Raw genomic sequence first — 18,835 nt, forward strand, 5'->3', positions numbered from 1 at the left:
GTTTGTTGCGCAGCCGTCATAGATGATTGATTCTGCCCACCGATTAGGCTCATAGTCCACGCTCTTAAATGTTTAGCGCTCTTTTTGTGCTATGCAGCATATATTATCGGTAGCGTAAGGACGTCATATTTCATGTTGTATTCGGCTTATGAGCTTGCCTATAGCGCCTTCACACCAGCCCGCATCGCTGCCGGTGTCGGTGCGAAGTTTTGGCGCTCGCCGCTAAACCCCGCGGCTGAGAGCTGGTTTGGTCGTTCAGCTGCCGCTGCGTTTGATGTTTTTGAAAATGCTACCCGTCGTTATCCGAAGCCGGAATGGGGGTTGGACTCTACGCTCGTGGGCGATGTCGAGGTTCCGATAAGGATTGAGACAGCACTTCGGAAAGATTTCTGTACGTTGCTTCATTTTGCTCGTGATGAGTCCGCTTTAAAAAAAGCCAAAAAATCGAATGAACCTGATCCAACAGTTTTGATTGTTGCACCGCTTTCTGGACACTACGCAACATTGTTGCGCGGTACGGTCGAAGCGATGTTGCCCGGTCATGACGTGTACGTCACAGATTGGACCGACGCCCGCCACATACCGCTAACGGCGGGGCGTTTTGATCTCAATGATTATATTGATTACCTGATCGAGTTTTTACAAACGATCGGTCCGGCGACTCACACCATGGCTGTATGCCAGCCGGGGCCTGCGTTACTTTCTGCGGCTGCGATCATGGCCGAAGACGGTGATGTTTGCCGCCCGGCATCTATGACGATTATGGGAAGCCCTATTGATACACGCCTTTCGCCGACTGTGCCGAATAAACTGTCGGAAGAACGGCCGTATGAATGGTTTGAACAGAACATGATTTATACGGTGCCTGCGCCCTACGCGGGCGTGATGCGCCGCGTGTATCCCGGGTTTGTTCAGCTTGCGTCATTTATGTCGATGAACTCTGATCGGCATATGAATGCGCAATATGAATATTTTCAGCACCTAGTTGAGGGCGACGGAGACGGTGCCGATAAGCACCGCAATTTTTATGACGAATATCTGTCCGTTTTGGATTTGACCGAAGAGTTCTATCTTCAAACAATTCGCGAAGTGTTCCAGGAAAATTCGCTGGCCAGAGGCGTTGCGGTTCATCGTGGCCGGTTAATCAATCCGAAAGCTATCACTGACATCCCGCTGATGACTGTTGAGGGTGAAAAAGACGATATTTCGGGTATTGGTCAAACACAGGCAGCACATGATCTTTGTGCAAACCTTCCCGATGCGATGAAGATTGATTATATTCAGCCAAGCGTCGGCCATTATGGCGTATTCAATGGTTCGCGCTGGCGTAATGAAATTCAGCCCCGTGTTGCAAAATTCATTATCAATGCAGCAGGTGAATTTACCAAACGTCCACCAGCGCAGATTGCTGCTGAATAGGCATCATTTTACTTTAGAGACAAAAGCGATAGGGAAGCCGCCTGCGCCAGCGATGTAGTAAATTCGCTCGCCATGGGCGTCGTCAGGGCCTTTGACATCGACACCCTTTTCTTTGGCACGTTCGGCAAATGCGTCAGAATCGTCAACAACGATCTGAAGCATGGTCATTTCTGGCATGTTTTCGTCGGTGGGCCACAATTCGATCCAGCTACCTTCGCCAAGTGGCGCGTCACCGACGGGAAAGACAGCGCCGTTAAAAACCTCGCTTTGGCCCATATTGGTTGTTTTTAACCCAAGGCCGTTTTCCCCAAGTACCGCTGCAATAGCCTGTGCGTCCTCGGCTTTGGCGACTTTACAGAATCTGATCCCTAGAACTTTCATGCGTCCTCTCCTATGCAAGGGGCGATAGATTGAATCGGGAAGCTACGACACATGGCCACAAAAACCAAAACCGCAAAGCGCCTCTATCTCGTTGATGGTTCGGGATATCTGTTTCGGGCATATTTTGCCATGGCGCGCAGCCGCCAAGGATTGACCCGAAAATCAGACGGATTGCCAGTTGGTGCGGTGCTCGGTTTTTCCAACATGCTCAACAAATTGCTCACGGATATGCAGGACGAGCATGACCCGACGCATCTTGCGGTTATTTTTGATCATTCAGGAAAGACTTTTCGAAATGATATCTATGAAGACTATAAGGGAAATCGCCCTGATGCACCGGAAGATTTGATCCCGCAATTTCCATTGGTGCGCGACGCCACCCGCGCATTTAACGTGCCATGTATTGAAACGCCAGGATTTGAGGCCGACGACATTATTGCGACTTATGCCAGAACCGCTGAAGCCAATGGTGATGAGGTGGTCATCATTTCTTCGGATAAAGATTTGATGCAATTAGTCAGCGATAAAATTTCTATGTTCGATCCGATGAAGAACAAAAAAATTGGTCGTGAAGAAGTAATCGAAAAGTTTGGACTACCGCCAGAAAACGTGACCGATATTCAGGCGTTGGCTGGGGATTCATCAGATAATGTTCCTGGCGTACCGGGTATTGGCATTAAAACAGCAGCGCAATTAATTGAGGAATATGGTGATCTAGAGACGTTACTTGACCGTGCGTCAGAGATTAAACAAAACAAGCGCCGCGAAAATTTGATCGAATTTGCGGAGCAAGCGCGAATATCTAAAAAATTGGTAGAGCTATGCATAGATGTTCCGCTTGAGGACGATGTGGATTCTCTGGCGATCCGATCTATTGATCTTGATCTATTGATGCCATTTCTCGAAGAGATGGAGTTTAATCAACTGATTGAACGCATAAAGCGTGACTTTGGTGATGACCGTAGTGTTGTTGCTGAAGGGAGCACCATGACCGGCGGTGCCGAGACCCCAGAATATGAAACCATTTTCGAAGAGGCAGCATTACAAACTTGGATTGATGCTGCCTATGAGCGTGGTGTTATTGCTGTCGATACGGAAACCGATAGCCTAAATGCCATGCGGGCGAATTTGGTTGGTGTATCAATGTCCGTTGCGCCGGGGCGGGGGTGTTATCTACCTTTGCAGCATGGTGGCGACGGGTTAGCTCTCGATGATGAGGAGGCTAGCAAACAAATACCCATCGCGCGGGCACTCGAATTGTTGAAGCCGATGCTAGAGGACCCGGCAGTTCTGAAGGTCGGGCAAAACATGAAATATGATGCGTTAGTATTATCACGTTACGACGTAAATATTGGCCCCTTCGATGATACGATGTTGATTTCTTATTCGCTTGATTGCGGTCGCGGCGGTCACGGTATGGATGAACTAGCAAAGCGTCATCTTGATTATGATACGATCAAGTTTTCTGACATCGCGGGCACCGGCAAGAAAGCAAAAACCTTTGATCAGATCCAAATTAAAGAAGCCGCGAAATACGCCGCCGAGGATGCTGATATTACTTTGCGGTTGTACCAAGCGTTAAAACCACGCCTTGCCGCTGAGGGGAAAACAACCGTTTACGAAACATTGGAGCGTCCGCTCGCGGCGATCATCGTTGCGATGGAGCGCGAGGGCGTAAAAGTCGATAAATCAGTGTTGGCTGAGCTATCTGCCGACTTCACACAGAGAATGGCGGCGTCTGAGGCTGAGGCGTATCAGTTGGCTGGTGAAGAGTTCAAGCTTGGATCGCCAAAGCAAATCTCTGAAATTCTGTTTGAAAAACTTGGTTTGCTCGGTGGGCGGAAAACGGCGAAAGGCGCGTGGTCGACCAACGCTGACGTACTTGAGGAATTAGCGGCGGCGGGTCATGACTTACCGCGAGTTATTCTTGATTGGCGTAGCCTTTCCAAGTTAAAAAGTACCTATACAGATGCTTTGCCAGAAGATATCCACCCAGAGACGGGGCGGATACATACATCCTATTCGCTGGCATCGACCACGACCGGGCGCCTTTCGTCAAACGATCCGAACTTACAAAACATTCCGATCAGAACGGAAGATGGCCGGAAAATTCGAACAGCGTTTGTTCATGAAAAAGGCAATGTTTTGGTCGCGGCTGATTATAGCCAGATTGAATTGCGGTTATTGGCGCATATTGCTGATCTCAAATCGATGAAACAGGCATTTTCGGATGGCGTTGATATTCACGCAATGACGGCGTCTGAAATGTTTGGTGAACCCGTCGAAGGGATGGATCCGATGGTGCGTCGGCGCGCCAAGGCGATTAATTTCGGGATCATCTATGGGATTTCTGCGTTTGGTTTGGCCAATCAGTTGGGCATTAGCCGCAGTGAAGCAAAGGATTACATCGACGCGTATTTTAAGAAATTCCCCGGCATTCGTCATTACATGGATGAGACAATCGCGTTTGCAAAAGATCATGGCTATGTGGAAACGATTTTCGGGCGGCGCACCTATGTGGGCGGCATTAATGAAAAAAATCCGGCCATGCGTGGTTATTCCGAACGACAGGCGATTAATGCGCCGATCCAAGGCGCGGCAGCGGATGTTATTCGCCGGGCAATGATCCGTATGCCACAGGCATTACTTGATGCCGGGCTGAGTGCAAAAATGCTATTGCAGGTTCATGACGAATTGATTTTTGAATGCCCCAAAAACGAAGCAGAGAAAGTTTGTGACGTTGTTTCAAAAATCATGATTGGCGCACCGCAGCCAGCGATCACGCTAAGTGTGCCGCTTGTCGTTGATGCGCGTCCGGGTAGCAACTGGGGCGAGGCGCATTAACGCCTCGTCCTCTAGCGACCTAAATGAATTTCGAGAAACTTTGATGTTTCGGTCAGATATTGTGTGCGGGTTGATGACGTACTCAACCAATGATCCTCGCCGTCAAGCTCAACGAATGTTACCGGATTGCCTGCACGGTTGAGCGCTGTTTCCATCGCGCGGCTTTGGTCAATATGGACGACCGTGTCATCGCGGCCATGGATCAATAAAACAGGAGCGGCAAAGTTTTCCGCGAGATTGACTGGTGATCGTTGCCGCAATTTCTCGCGGTTTTGATGTGGATTGCCGATAGAGAGGCGCCAATATTGTGCGGTTTCGGAAGTGCGCCCGACACGGTTATCTTGCCACGCAAAAAACTCGTTCAGGCCAGAGATACCGGCGTAAGAGATCACGCATTTGTATAGGTCTGGAGTCATCGCACCACCCGCCAATGCCGCATAGCCGCCATAGCTACCCCCAACAATACAAATACGATCAGGATCTGCGATACCATCTGCGATCAACTTGCGAACGCCCTCGGTGACGTCGTCTTGCATCTTTCCGCCCCATTCGCCGTGGCCGTCATTTTCAAAGGCCGCGCCATAACCATCCGAGCCCCGGAAATTTGGTTGATAGACCGCGTATCCCATCGCTGCGTAATATTGAGCTTCCCAATCAAAATGCATGTCATCCCGCGATGACGGTCCGCCATGAGGTAGCACTATCAGCGGTAGCCCCACGCTCGGCTTACCGGCTGGTTTATGTAGATAACCGGGTATTTTTAGATTATCTGAGGTCACGTAGTCGTAGCGTTCAACGGCACCCAGTTGACCGGGATTGATGTGCGGATAATCGCTCATTACTTCAGTAAGCTGACCAGTCGCCTTATCAAAATGAAAAACTTTGCTGGGGCTGCCAGTAGCGGTAACACGCAATAAAATCTTCGTGTGATCTCTAGACGTGGATTCGATGCTGACTGCTTGGTAGGCAGAAAGAGCGCCTTTCAGTGCCTTGTGAATTGCACCAAGACGGGTGTCCAAGAAGGTTTGTTGGTAAAAGTCATCAGTATGGCCAATCGCGAGAATTTGATGCGAATATTCATCACGAAGGTTACCGCCATATTCGTAATCTGGATTTGACCAAATGATTTCGCCCAAACTACCGGTCTGGAAGTCGTAATTATGAACTTTTGTAAGGTTGTTGTCGCCAACTGAAACCGCATAGCCCTTAGTCGCGGTTTCCCCGAACCCAATAATTGAGTAATCGCCCATGTATGTATCTGTGCGTTCATATGTATCGAGCAGTGAAAAGCGATTTTCACCGGGGGCAAGATAGTGAACCTCTTCTTCATCGTCAGCATCTTTATAATCGATCCGTGCGAGTGTTTGACCGTTCGGACCGGCATGCCATCTGATTGTGTATCGATTGCCTTTTTCGATTGTTGCTACACGACCAGTTCGAATATTTACGCGATATAGGTTTAGGTGCCACTCATCGCCAAAGGCCGTGCCCTTTACGGAAGTTCCGAGGTTAGAGCCGGTCGCATATGGGTCCCACTGCGCCATCAAAACATTGTCGGCGTCATCAGGTAGGGGGTGTACGAAGCGCGGTGCAGAAATAACTGCGTTAAATTTCTTTTCTTTGCTGAACAACCAGACCGGTTCTGTCGCGTTAACATCGATGGACATGATCCGTGAAAACTCAACGGCTTCGTCGCTGCGCCCATATTCGGCGGTTGTGGTGATAGTCAAAATCACTCGGTCATCGGCAACCCATCTTAGATCCCGAACCTTGGCCTTTCCCATGGGGATACGGCTCAGCAGCCCACGAGTGATCGAATAAAATGCTAGGTTGCCGCTATCGGGATCATCGGGATATTGCACATAGGCAATGACATCACCATCCGGCGAAAGCGAAGCGGGGGTTGCGTAAGGTTGGTGGGTGTAGTTCGCGATTTCGGGTCTCGCGTTTTGTGCCCACGCACCGCTAAGTAAAAACAAACCTAGTGCGCAAAAAATTGCCGCTAAAACCAAGCACGCCCGGATCGTACGCATGGAAAAGCCCCCACTAATGCCCCTATTATTGGATAGACCATATCTCGGGCGAGTTCAGAGGCAAGTATAAAACTCAATATATATGAGTATAGATTGGCCGAGCGCAGAGGAATTTTGTCAGAAACCTGTAATTTGAATTTACAGAAAAGCTAAGAAGCGACCTCGACTCAGCGTTTTGCGCCCCTGTTTTCCCTATGGTTAAACGTCGGTTAGCGATCTTGAATGTAAAATTCCGGCTATGACTTCAGTATTCGCAATTTTCGGTATGGACCGTCTTCGTCGAGATTTTGCCCTGTTGACGGGCGGATTGCTGCGTCGCGGCATGATCATCAGTTTGATCACGGCGGTCTTCTTTGTGGTCAATATTGGAACCATCGCCGGGATCGCTGCCACTCGGGATATAGCGCCGGTACAGGACTTTTTTGCTTTTCATGCTGCGGCGAAGGTCGCAGCCGAGAGCGGCACCGTGAGCGTGCCTGGGCTTTATGATGCGGAGACATTTGCGAGTCTGTTTCGTGAAGACAGGGGCATGTTGTGGCTATACCCGCCCACGATGTTGTTGGTCTTGTTTCCGTTTGGGTTGGTTACTTATGGCGCTGCCAAAACAGTTTGGGTCATTGCGAGCTGTGTGTTGTTGGCGATAGCTGCCTACCGGATTTCAAATCGCAATGCTTATTTAACATTGGCGGCAATGATTTCACCGGCTGCTTTTACCGTGTTGTTCACGGGGCAGCTCAGTGTGTTTTTTGCGTGCCTCGCGTTAGCGGGTTTTCTAAATGCGAAAGCTCGGCCAATTCTTGCTGGTATTTGTTTCGGTCTTCTGACGTTAAAGCCACAATTCGGGTTGCTCGTCCCGATTTTTTTGCTTTGTACCGGCTCGTGGCGAGCGATGATGTCGGCGTCTGTATGCGCAATCGTACTTGCGATGATGTCGGTCGCTGCGTTTGGAATGGTTTCGTGGTCAGCCTTTTTCGGATCGCTAACAGCAACCCATACGGATTTTATCGTTTCGTCCGGTCATGCAGGGCGGATAACGCTTGCAGACACTTTCCGTATTCTCGGATGGATGAACGTTTCGACCACATTGACAACCTTGTTTAGCGTAGGGATTGGCGGCGGGCTTATCGTTTGGGCTCAGCGCGCCGGCGTCTCTATACGAATGCTCGCGGCTTTGGCGATGATCCTTACGGCGGTCACCGCACCTTATTTTTGGGTCTATGATTGGGTTTTTGTTGCTTTTGCGGTGTTGTTGTTTTTTGCGGAACGCCAAAACTTGTCATTATGGACACAAGCATTGTTGGTTGCGGTGTGGTTTGTTCCGTTGTCGCCTTATGTTGGGGGGAGCGCCATATTGGTCCCGGTCATCTGGTTGATATTGTTCGGCGCGACGGGCGCAATCGCCTGTAATTTATTGAGGATCACAGGTCGCCCGTTGTCCCGGCAAGCCATATAAATCAAGAATATTCCCTTGATGGGTTGGGACACCAGGTACGGTCAGGGTGATAAAACGCGGGTCATTGATAATGGTCATTGCGGCGGGCGTATGGATATAAACACATCGACCTTCGGCCTCGTAAATTTTCATAGCTTCGCGAATGACCTCCCGCTCTTTTTCCTGTGCGCGGGCCAATACAACACCGTTTAAACTTGCATGTATCAAATGGTCTTCGGCAACGGTTACCACCAAAGAACCGGGTGGGATAGCGCCAGCATAGGCTTTGTCATACGGGGCTTTGACATAGCGCAAGCCCAATTCGCCTGCGGTGTCCGCCGCACTTAATATCCCGGCATACCCAAAAGACATTCCGGCAAGAATGAGTGGCAGGAACGAAGACGTCTTTTTTAGCTGAAAAACGATAAGCCCGATGGCGAGTAAAAGCGATAATATCAGCTGCGGATAGAGCTGAGCAGGCGTTGCCCATGCGACAGAGAAGGCTGGCACCACAAAATAAAACACCATTGCGCTAGTGGCTCCTGCGATGACGCTTCTCAACAACGTATCCCCGGGTTTTTCGATTGTCGCCAACAGCGCGCTTAATGACGTTGCGGAGAGAATTGCAATGAACGGAAGTGCAGGAATGAAATAGCGCATATTAAAGGTCATGCCGCCATGCCATGCATTCATGGAAAAAAATGCGATAACGCCAGCGATCATAAGTAATGAAAAACCGTTCGCTGAAACATTCTTTCCACGGAAGAAGTCAATAATCGGCAAGGTCAATAGCGTCGCAAAGGGTAGGCTCTGTAATAGTGCCTTTTTCGGAATCCCCCAAAATGACCAATAGCCAAATTCATCTTTGATGATGCCGGGCCGAATTTTACTCGGGTCAAACGCCTGCATGTCGACAACGAGATTATAAGTGCCGTGGGCCAGACCCAAAATAAATGCGTCGGCGACAATAAACCCAACAAGAAAAATGCCCGCTACGCCTAATGCTAATGTGGTTGACCGAAGGTTCAGCAACCTCTTCATCCGTTGATGCGAGACATCAATCGCCAGCGCGCCCATAAGCGCGATAGTTCCCGCTATCGCGATGGGAATATATCGGCTTGCCGCCGCTAGCCCGCTTGTTTGGCCATAAAAGAATGGCTGAAACACGCCGAACTTTTCAAAATTCATGAGGGCCGCGAGGAGCAACCCCGGTGCTAACCCTGCCAATAGTGCGATTGCGCTTAACCGATCACTCGGACGTGCAAAAAGCCGTAGCCAAAAGAATGCTGCTATCGCGGGTATAATTCCGTCGATACGAATGTTTACACTGGCACCAAAAAGCAGACCCGCCGCGAGCGCAAACCAAATCCGATGGCGTTCGCCTATAATTTTTAGCGTCAAATAACTCCCGCCAAGCGTAAGCGCGAGAGATGTGACGTGTGGCCAGATTGAAAACACATAACCGGAAAAAAACGTTGCGAACCCAAGGATTAGAACCGCATTTCGCGCAACCGTACGATCGTTGTATAGCCGTATAGCAATAAGATGGGTGAGCCATAACGAAGCCGCGCCAGATAACGCATTCATCAAGATAAGGCCTTTTACGCCAAAGAGCATAAAGAATGGCGCGGCTAATAATGCGTATCCACCTGGGTATTGCGGTACCGCATTGCCATCTATGCGGTGAATGAGATCCGAGGATTCGAGCATTGCTGGCGCGTTCAAAATGGCCAGCGGGTCATTCGAATACAGGCTTCCGCGCTCGGCCATAGCCTCGGCCATGGCTATGTAGATGGTATCGTCAATGGTAAACGGCGTCGTCGGGGCGATCACAACGAAAAGCGCGAAGACCACGAATAGTCCAAGAAAAATCGAATTCCTTGTGTCGATTGTTTTCATGCTTTGCCCCAAATGCGCAGATATCAGGCATACCCGCGATCCCTGAAGGTGTGGTTAACGAGGCGTAAAGACGTTAATATGTTTGTTCATTTTGTTGTCTGCAGAAATGAATTACGCTGTAGATAAGCAAGGATAGCAACAAGGAAATGACCCTATTTAGAGCTGTTGCAACGAACGCTGCGCTTGCCGCAATACCCGAGATTGGTGCTAGCACCGCAGAAGCTAATTCTCGTAACCCGAGACCGGCAGGAACGATTGAGCTGGCGGATCCTAATAATCCACCGATAGCGAAAATAGATAATTGTGCAATGGAGGCTTCAATCCCCACGGCGTACAGACAAAGCCCCATACGAAGAATGATGGTGGCCGTGAGAAATATTTTTAATGCAATACTGTAAATGATGAGTGGCCAGTTTTTATTGGTACGGTGAAGACCAATAACTCCTCCTAGGAGTAGGGTGGTTCCGACAGCTAATGATGCCCCCCCCAGCCAGGATATGATTTGCAATAAATATATTCCGGAAAACAAAAAAGAAACACCAGCCCAAATGGCAATAAGCGTGAGAGTAATCATTATGCTCGTTGTGGTGCTGGCTCCGCTCTTTTTTAGGCTGGATAAACGGACGATGGTAGCGCCTGGTATAGGCAAAGAATTTGAAGCTATTGCGATGATTGTAAGTCGGAGGGATTCTAAAAATCCAAACCTTTTGTTCGCCAGCCTAGCGGTCAACCAGGTTTCACAGCTGTTTAAAAATATACTAACTGGGATTGCAAATGTAATTAAAATAACTACTGGAAGAACATTTAATTTGTTTGCGGATAAGTTAAGATTTTCCCATGAATAAATAATGCCGCCAATGAATATGATTGCGGCAATGCTAAAAACTATATTTTTTAGCGCAGATTTATTCAGTAGTATCCGTAAGAAAAGCGGATTGTTGAGCAACGAATTTATCGTTACAGAAGTCTTCATTTCTAAACCGCAATTTGCATTGGAGAGCTGCTTTGATTGGAGCGTTCGATCCATTGTGGTTCAAGTCCGTAGCCATGTTTTTCCATAATTGGTCCACATAAATTTTTCAAGAATGCAATATCCTCGTCGCTCCAATTTTGCCAAATATTGCTGTTACCTTTGCTGGTATTGTGGCGGGTAGAAAACACGTCTGCTTCGAGGTCATATTTATAAGTTTTATGTCCATGCTCAGTTATAAATTTAAACAGATCTAGCCGTTCTTTTGTGGAGCCAGATTCAAACAAATCTTCGAATTTATAGAGGCTGCACAAAGGATCTGCCTTCGCAAAACTCTCGATGAGTTCGTAAGTAATTTTCCAATCCCAACATAACTTTTGGAACACAGTCATCGAGTTCCATTCGTTCGCGTATTCGTGATCGTTCACCATCGCTGGCGTTAGCCTGGATTGGCCAAGTAGTTTTATCCAGTCACTTTTATCATGTTGCCCACGATAGTTGATCCGCGATTGAACCCAAGTTCGCGGATCGCGGATTACACCGACAACCTTCGCTTGCGGATACACACTTCTTAATACTGGTAGCAGGCCGAACCATTGGAAATAACTTTCAACGATAAGGCTTTCAGATATCGAGGCATGATATTTTTCTCGGTGGGCTCTAATATTTTGTATTAGGATGGAATTATCGTCATTATAATCGCCGTTCAAAAACTGCTGGGCCAAATTTCGGATACCTGATTTTTTTAAAACCCGGTCTATGATCATGTGTCGTACACCAAAGGTTTGAAACTGACTTATTGTCTTCTTCCAACCGAACTTTCGTGGATCGACGAGTGCATCAGGTTCATGAACAGAAAAGCAATCTGTTATGACCTGTCCCAACGTTGTGCCAAAGAAGTTGGTGCCAGTTCGCCCGCCGGAAACAATGAAAACGAAGTTTTTGGTCATGAATTATTTTGTCCTTTAAAAAGGAAGATCTAGAGGTCAATTAAGTGGCTTGATTAATGTTGAAAAATTCAGATTTTGTATTCGAGAATGACATTGCTGCAGCCGCGCCGACGACACGGCGTGCGAATGTGGGCCATGAAAGTGTTTCGCAAGCCGCATCAATTCCGTCCGTCAGGCTATGGGCATCATTATTGGCCGAGCGTGCTTTGATTGCATTGGCGAGTGCGTCGGGGTCGCCCGGCGCTACGCGCCATCCGGTGATGTTTTCGCGCACGAGGTCGCGGAACCCCTCTAGGTCTGAGGCCAAAACGGCTTTCCGGTAATGGAACGCCACGGGCACCACGCCGGACCCGGTGACATTATGGTAAGGAAGAACCACAATGTCAGCGCGATCAAAATATTCTGCGGCCTCATCATCGGCCACATAGCGCGGAATGATTTCGATACGATCTTCTAGGTGGTGCGATTTAATCAAGGCGCGCAATTCACGCTCGCCGGACCAAAATTCACCAACGATTGAGAGATGCAGGTCAACATTCTTACACCGCGCTAAAGCGTCAACGAGAATGTCTGCGCCTTTATAGGGCCGCACTAAGCCGAACATCAAAAGCTCTAAACTCGCGCGGCGCTTTAATGTACCTGAGGCTGGCGGGTAAGTGAACAATGGGTGCGGCGAGACAGCGATCTTAGCTGCGCGATTAAGCTTTCGGCATGCATTCGCGAGGGTGTCTGTGTGGGTGATAATTCCACTTGCTTGCGCAATTTGTTGTTGCAATAGCCATGTTTTCCATGGGGCGCCTTCATGATCAGCCGCATTGTGAACGACTGAAACTATGCGAACGCCGCGACGACGCAGCGCAGCCGCAATTAGGCTGAGGCAGGGCGCGACAAAGAAAGTCCATGCGGGGACAATCGCGATATCCGGCGCATCGCCCATGATCGTTTTGACGGCTTTGTGCCAGCTGAACGGGTTCACCGTGTCGATGCAGTAATCGGCATCGGATGTTGGCGCGCTTGTGTCTTTGTCGCTTTCACCGGGGAATAGAAATTTCGGGTATTGCCGCGCAAATGAATAGACTTTTACGTCGCCATGGGCGCGCAGGGCGTCGGCCAGCGCCGCCGTGTGTCTGGCGATGCCGCTGCGGAAGGGTGGAACAGGGCCAATCACCGCAATTTTCATGGCGTATTTGTGCAATGGGCATGGTTTATGTGCCGTTAAGAATTTCGCCGATTTCGTTTTGAAACGCCGTAAATCCTTAAGTATTTTCGGTCATGGTCGCCGCCATGACACGATTAATTATTCAAATCCCTTGCCTCAATGAGGCAGAGACCATCGCGCAGACGATTGCGGACCTGCCGCAGACCATCGACGGTGTCGATCAAATTGATATCTTGATCATAGATGATGGCTCTACGGATGAAACCGTTGCAGTGGCGAAGGCTGCGGGCGCGACCCACGTGATCTCGAATGGTGTTAATCGCGGACTGGCTCAAAGCTTTGCACGCGGCATTGATGCCTCGTTGCGCTTGGGGGCGGATATCATCGTTAATACTGATGGCGATAATCAGTATAATGGGACTGATGTGGCCGCGTTAGTTAAGCCAATTCTTGAAAACCGTGCTGACATTGTTGTTGGCGACCGACAGACCGAAGCCATCGCCCATTTCTCGCCTGTGAAGAAACACCTTCAGCGTGTAGGCAGCCAATTCGTTAGTAATCTTGCGAATGCGGAAATCGCCGATGCGGTTAGCGGTTTTCGGGCGATCTCACGTGAAGCGGCGCTTGGCCTTACAGTACGGTCAAGCTTTTCATATACAACAGAGACATTGATACAGGCCGGACGGCGGCGTATGCGCATCGCATCAGTACCTGTACGGACAAATAAGGTTGAGCGTCCATCAAGACTGTTTCGGTCTATACCGCATTTTCTTGTGCGTACAGGGCGGACGATGTTGCGCGCCTATGCGATGTTTGAGCCGCTTCGGATTTTTGCGGGGCTTGGCATTGTTTTGATGCTCGCGGGTGCCATCCCCGTTGTGCGGTTTTTAATCCATTATCTTAGCGGTGATGGGGCTGGTATGATTCAGTCGTTGATCATCGGCGGTGTCTTGATGTTAATGGGTGCAATCTCTTCGATGTTTGCACTTGTCGCCGATCTTGTGGCGTATAATCGCCAGCTTTTAGAGCTGACGTTAGAGCGAGTCCGAAAAATCGAATATGCGATTGACGCAGATAAATCGACGGCCAGAAGACGGTTTCCTGCGCAAAAAATTCGCGATGAATTAAGTGCCCTTAAATCCCGCGTTGGCGGTTAGCCCCACGGTCCTTTGCGGGTTGTTTCAAATGGTGACGGCCCGTCAGGGTCGAGTTTGACGCGGTCATACCCGCTGGTCATCGCCATCAATGCATCAATGCGGTTTTGCGTATCGGGATGGGTCGAGAACAGCTTGTCTCGTCCGCCAGTCGTCAACGGATTAATGATCATCAATTGTCCGGTTTCCGGATGTCGTTCTGCGGTGTCGTTCGGAATTTGTGCAGCCCCGGCAGATATTTTTGCCAATGCAGATGCCAGCCATTCGGGGTGTCCACAAATCTCTGCGCCAATACGATCCGCTTCGTATTCGCGTCCGCGACTGATTGCCATTTGAACAAGCGCCGCAGCCATCGGTGCAAAGATCATAATGGCGATTGCCCCGATGATACCGCCAGCATTGTTGCGATTGCCGCCAAAAAATAATGCAAAATTGGCGAGCATGGTAATGGCACCGGCGATCGTAGCGGTCACCGTCATCGTTAGGGTGTCGCGGTTCTTAACATGCGCCAGTTCGTGCGCCATGACGCCTGCTAATTCGCGCTCGTTCAAAATCCGCAATAACCCGGTCGTCGCGGCGACAGCGGCGTTTTGCGGGTTGCGTCCCGTGGCAAAGGCGTTCGGCTGCGGGTTTTCAATGATGTAGACTTTGGGCTGGGGGATTTCGGCGTTCATGGCCAGTTGGCGGACCATTGTGGCGTAACGGCGAACCGCGCCAGAGCCGTGATTCTCATCGACCTCTTGGGCGCGATACATCTTGAGAACCATTTTATCCGAATTCCAGTAGGCAAACAGATTGGTCCCCGCCGCAAAGAGAAATGCGATCACAACCCCGATGCCGCCACCGAGCATATAGCCAAGCCCCATAAAGAGCGCGGTGAGCGCCGCAAGCAGCATGCCGGTCCGAAACGTATTCATTGATGGCAGGTCCTTTTTCCTATGGCTGGATAAATTAGCGGGCGCGACCTATATGTGTTTTGTAAAGATGGCATTCAATATGAACGACGACACAGAAAATGAACCTACGGCTTCGCGACAGGACCTGCCGCCAGCGGCGCAACGTGCGCTTGCTGAGGCTGAAGAACGGCGAAAGACGGCGAAGGCGCAGACGCTTCCAACGGAGATTAATGGCCGCAAAGGCGAAGAGCCGACCCGCTATGGCGATTGGGAAAAGGGCGGGCGCGCGGTCGATTTCTGATTTGTTAGGATGAGGGCATGATGAACGCCGGACGTTCCGTGATTATCCAAAACCCATCGCAACCAAATCAACTAAGCCAAACCAACGCAGCAAAAACGGTATAATCGGGCGAGATGCTATGATCCCGATACGGGGTGCCGTTATTGAATAGTTCAGATTCATACTTAAACTGCTTGAGAACAAATTAGCAACATTGTATAGGTGGTGTATGAAGGTGGTTACACAACTTATAATTGTGTTTGGTTTTGGCTTGGTTATACCGTCCTCTTTGGCGGCTGACTTTGTCGGTTCGGCGCGCGGCACCGTCGATCGTGTCATTGATGGCGACACGGTCAAAATGCGCGTCGCGATTTGGCTGGATCAGGAAGTGCTAATCTCGGTACGTGTCGCGAATATTGATGCACCAGAATTATTCCGCCCAAAATGCGACGCAGAACGGCAGCTTGCGCGGCGGGCAAAAGCGTTCGCTGAAACATTTCTTACAGACGGTGAAGCTGATTTGAGAGATATAGAGCGCGGAAAATATGCGGGCCGAGTTGTGGCACGGATAGAGGTTGGGGGGCTCGATCTTGGAAATGCGATGGTTGATGCGGGCTTCGCTTTCGCGGGCAAAAAGGGCGATTGGTGTTCCGGCTAATGCAGCGCAATTTTCGCCTACACTGAGTATGTTTGAGCAAGCGTATAAACGTCTTTGAACAAACATTCGAAAGTTTGTTGTTGCGTTGCCATATAAATCCGAGCGTTGCGAAAATGATCCAGTTACGGATCAATCGTGTCTGACATTTGAAAAAACTCCCTTTTGCGGTGCGACCTTGGTCAATTTGCGTTAGTGTTAGAAAACTAATGGGTGCACCAAAAGCATCTGGCTAATCGGAAACGCCGTAAATATGGCGTCCACAGGGAGGGTTACCACATGGCGAAGTCGAATTTCGCAAAGCGTCTACTTGTATCCACATCTTTGATCGGCGGTGCAGTTCTGGCGCAAGCCGTTGCGCCGGCAATGGCGCAGCTTGACCAAATTGTTGTTACCGCCCAGTCGCGGGCAAAGGGCCTGCAAGATACGCCAATTTCTATTACTGCTTTGCCGGCTGAAAAGTTGGCTGAAACGGGTATTCAGAAAGCGGAAGACTTGCAGTTCTTGGTGCCAAACTTCACCATGACGGAAACAGGTATTGCAACCAATCTTTTCATTCGCGGTATTGGCTCCGGTATTAATCAGGCATTTGAACAATCCGTTGCGACCTATATTGATGGCGTTCATTATCCGCGTGCGCAACAAACGCGTTCACCATTTCTGGATTTAGAACGCGTCGAAGTGTTGCGCGGCCCGCAGGCAATTTTGTTTGGCAAAAATGCTGTCGCCGGTGCGTTGAATATAACCACAGCCAAGCCAACCGATGAGTTCGAGGGTTATTTCTCTGGCGCTTATGAATTCATGGACGAGGAATACGTGCTCGAAGGGGCGGTTTCTGGTCCGATCACGGATCGTATCCGCGCAAGACTTTCCGGTCGTTATCGCGATGCCAATGGCTATGTCGAAAATTTAACGCTTGGCCGGATGGAACCACAGCGCGAAGACTGGCTTATTCGCGGTCAGGTCGAAATTGATTTGGCGGAAAATTTCCAAGCTCTATTCAAAGCCGAGATCGGCGAGTTTGACGTAACGGGTCGCCATATCGAGGTGATTGGCGAGAAACCTTCTGTTGCGCCGGGACCACTTAACGGCCTTACCTATGGTCAAATCCTCGCAGGTGCATTTGGCGCGTCGCCAACAGTGCTGAACACGACCTTTGATGGTAAGCGCAGCTCGAATGGCGATTTCAGCTTTAATGACACCACAACCTATAGCGCTGCGCTGACATGGGATGCGGGTGGATATGAAATCCGTTCAACGACGGCCTATCAGAATTTTGAATACAACGAATTGTGTGATTGCGATTTCACCGGTGCGGTTGTGTTCGATGCTCTTCTCCAAGAGGAGTATACGCAATGGAGTTCTGAGCTTCGGGTCACATCGCCGGTTTATGACCGGTATGATTTCGTTGCCGGTCTTTATTGGCAAACAAGCGATCACGATTATTTTGACCAAATCGCGGTCCCGGCGAATTCTGTTCTTGTGCCCGCGATCAACGCGGTTTCACCGGGGGCGGGTAATCTTGTTCCCGCAACACAGGCTGCGCGCGAAGCGACGACCGACGGTGATATTTATTCGGCGTTTGCCCAGGTTAACCTTCGCCCGATGGACCGTATCGAGCTTCAGCTTGGTGGCCGGTTAAGCTATGAAAAGAAATCCGGGACACGGACGCTCTCCATCCTCGACCTTGATTTCCAGCCGCTTTCAATGGCGTAATTCGGTGCACCATTGGTCTATGCAAACCTCTTTGGCATTACGTCGACGAACCTTTCTAGTCTCGGGCCAACGGGTGCATTCTTCCTTTCAACACTTGGTGAGCTTCCAGTCGCTGGTTCGTTGAAAGAGACCCGTTTCTCACCTGATGTTAAGCTTGTGTTTGATGCGACCGATGACCTGCTTTTATACGCAAGTTGGGCACGCGGTTATAAGAGTGGTGGTTTTGACTTCCGCGCCAACAACAAACTTGTTTCACCGACATTGAACGATGCGTTCCAGTTCGGTGATGAGCAGGCAACCAACTATGAAATTGGCGGTAAGCTGAGCCTCGGTAGTTCTGCGGAAATAAATTTCGCAGCATTCTATACCAAGTTCCAAGACCTTCAGATTTCAATCTTTGACGGTGTGCTTGGGTTTAATGTCGGAAACGCCGCCGCTGCTGAAATCCTTGGCGTAGAGGTCGATGGCCGCTGGGCCGTGACTGATTTCTTCACGCTTTCTGGTAGTGCTGCGTATACGGACTTTGAATTCACCGACTTCCTGAATGGTCAGTGTTATTTTGGTCGTGTGCCAGACGTGGATTTGACCGGCGACGGCATTCCTGAACTTTGTGACTATACGGGCAATTCAAACCAGCTCGTTTCAGAGTTCCAGGGGGTATTAACGGCTGATCTACACTACCCCGTCTTTAATGGGTACGAGCTGTCATACGTGACCGATATGTTCTATACGAGCGAATATGACGCGTCATCGACCTATGATCCGGCATTGGTACAGGACGCCTATGCGACGCTAAATATGCGTATCGGTATCGGTCCTGAAAATGGTGGTTGGGATCTCGCTTTCCTTGCCAAGAACCTTACGGATAAACAGGTCCTTCAGTATGGCGGTGACCTACCGCTTGCGGGTTCAACCTTTGGCGCAAAGAGTAATTATTCATTCTTTAGTCAAGGGCGTACGCTATGGGTACAAGCACAGGTTAAGTTTTAAGAGGAAACGCTCAATTAAAAGCCGCGCCCTTTGAGGCGTAATTAAAACTAAAACCTG

The 18,835-nt window shown here is 49.6% G+C and carries 15 protein-coding genes; 8 read left to right on the forward strand and 7 right to left on the reverse strand.

The annotated features are described in order from the left end of the window. Positions 1 to 132: 132 nt before the first annotated feature. Entirely contained in the window at positions 133 to 1,419 is a 1,287-nt protein-coding gene (locus tag ABFZ84_RS05705) for a polyhydroxyalkanoate depolymerase (RefSeq protein ID WP_369312976.1), read from the forward strand. A 3-nt stretch (positions 1,420 to 1,422) separates the two neighbouring features. On the opposite strand, the gene ABFZ84_RS05710 is transcribed toward ABFZ84_RS05705, so the two are convergent. After that, positions 1,423 to 1,800, reverse strand: coding sequence for a VOC family protein (locus ABFZ84_RS05710; protein ID WP_369312977.1), 378 nt, complete (start codon positions 1,798 to 1,800; stop codon positions 1,423 to 1,425). 51 nt (positions 1,801 to 1,851) lie between these two features. Between ABFZ84_RS05710 and polA the strand changes: the two genes are divergently transcribed. Further along, complete coding sequence (gene polA / locus ABFZ84_RS05715; RefSeq protein ID WP_369312978.1) at positions 1,852 to 4,644, forward strand: DNA polymerase I; 2,793 nt, start codon at positions 1,852 to 1,854, stop codon at positions 4,642 to 4,644. 11 nt (positions 4,645 to 4,655) lie between these two features. Here polA and ABFZ84_RS05720 read toward each other — a convergent pair whose 3' ends face one another. Further along, positions 4,656 to 6,677, reverse strand: coding sequence for an alpha/beta hydrolase family protein (locus ABFZ84_RS05720; RefSeq protein ID WP_369312979.1), 2,022 nt, complete (start codon positions 6,675 to 6,677; stop codon positions 4,656 to 4,658). A 238-nt stretch (positions 6,678 to 6,915) separates the two neighbouring features. Between ABFZ84_RS05720 and ABFZ84_RS05725 the strand changes: the two genes are divergently transcribed. Continuing rightward, positions 6,916 to 8,130 carry a glycosyltransferase family 87 protein gene (locus tag ABFZ84_RS05725; RefSeq protein WP_369312980.1) on the forward strand — a complete coding sequence of 405 codons (1,215 nt, stop codon included), beginning with the start codon at positions 6,916 to 6,918 and terminating at the stop codon, positions 8,128 to 8,130. Here ABFZ84_RS05725 and ABFZ84_RS05730 read toward each other — a convergent pair. The 4 genes from ABFZ84_RS05730 to ABFZ84_RS05745 form a co-directional block, all read right to left on the reverse strand. Further along, positions 8,086 to 10,008: an ArnT family glycosyltransferase gene (locus tag ABFZ84_RS05730; RefSeq protein ID WP_369312981.1), complete on the reverse strand. Its 1,923-nt coding sequence runs from the start codon at positions 10,006 to 10,008 to the stop codon at positions 8,086 to 8,088. The two genes, ABFZ84_RS05725 and ABFZ84_RS05730, sit on opposite strands and share 45 nt — an antisense overlap. A 73-nt stretch (positions 10,009 to 10,081) precedes the next feature. Beyond that, the gene (locus ABFZ84_RS05735; RefSeq protein ID WP_369312983.1) at positions 10,082 to 11,035 is read right to left on the reverse strand and encodes a lysylphosphatidylglycerol synthase domain-containing protein; all 954 of its coding nucleotides are present in this window, start codon (positions 11,033 to 11,035) and stop codon (positions 10,082 to 10,084) included. Further along, on the reverse strand, positions 10,984 to 11,928 hold the full coding sequence (locus ABFZ84_RS05740) for a hypothetical protein (protein WP_369312984.1): 945 nt from the start codon (positions 11,926 to 11,928) through the stop codon (positions 10,984 to 10,986). Before ABFZ84_RS05740 ends, ABFZ84_RS05735 begins: the two co-directional genes overlap by 52 nt. 40 nt (positions 11,929 to 11,968) lie before the next feature. Continuing rightward, positions 11,969 to 13,108 carry a glycosyltransferase gene (locus ABFZ84_RS05745; protein ID WP_369312985.1) on the reverse strand — a complete coding sequence of 380 codons (1,140 nt, stop codon included), beginning with the start codon at positions 13,106 to 13,108 and terminating at the stop codon, positions 11,969 to 11,971. 104 nt (positions 13,109 to 13,212) lie between these two features. Between ABFZ84_RS05745 and ABFZ84_RS05750 the strand changes: the two genes are divergently transcribed. Continuing rightward, entirely contained in the window at positions 13,213 to 14,244 is a 1,032-nt protein-coding gene (locus ABFZ84_RS05750) for a glycosyltransferase family 2 protein (protein ID WP_369312986.1), read from the forward strand. On the opposite strand, the gene htpX is transcribed toward ABFZ84_RS05750, so the two are convergent. After that, a complete protein-coding gene (gene htpX / locus ABFZ84_RS05755; protein WP_369312987.1) occupies positions 14,241 to 15,158 on the reverse strand; it encodes a zinc metalloprotease HtpX in 918 nt (305 codons plus the stop codon). The two genes, ABFZ84_RS05750 and htpX, sit on opposite strands and share 4 nt — an antisense overlap. 79 nt (positions 15,159 to 15,237) lie before the next feature. On the opposite strand from htpX, the gene ABFZ84_RS05760 reads away from it, so the two are divergent. From ABFZ84_RS05760 to ABFZ84_RS05775, 4 genes are all read left to right on the forward strand, one after another. Continuing rightward, entirely contained in the window at positions 15,238 to 15,438 is a 201-nt protein-coding gene (locus ABFZ84_RS05760; protein WP_369312988.1) for a DUF1674 domain-containing protein, read from the forward strand. 208 nt (positions 15,439 to 15,646) lie between these two features. Beyond that, positions 15,647 to 16,075 (forward strand): thermonuclease family protein, encoded by a 429-nt coding sequence (locus tag ABFZ84_RS05765; RefSeq protein ID WP_369312989.1) that lies wholly within the window; start codon positions 15,647 to 15,649, stop codon positions 16,073 to 16,075. 276 nt (positions 16,076 to 16,351) lie between these two features. Then, positions 16,352 to 17,788, forward strand: a complete 1,437-nt coding sequence (locus tag ABFZ84_RS05770; RefSeq protein ID WP_369312990.1) for a TonB-dependent receptor — start codon at positions 16,352 to 16,354, stop codon at positions 17,786 to 17,788. Positions 17,789 to 17,800: 12 nt separating this feature from the next. Continuing rightward, positions 17,801 to 18,778: a TonB-dependent receptor domain-containing protein gene (locus ABFZ84_RS05775; protein WP_369312991.1), complete on the forward strand. Its 978-nt coding sequence runs from the start codon at positions 17,801 to 17,803 to the stop codon at positions 18,776 to 18,778. Positions 18,779 to 18,835 lie beyond the last annotated feature (57 nt).

The organism is Hyphococcus lacteus (assembly GCF_041058985.1).
GTDB lineage: Bacteria > Pseudomonadota > Alphaproteobacteria > Caulobacterales > Parvularculaceae > Hyphococcus > Hyphococcus lacteus.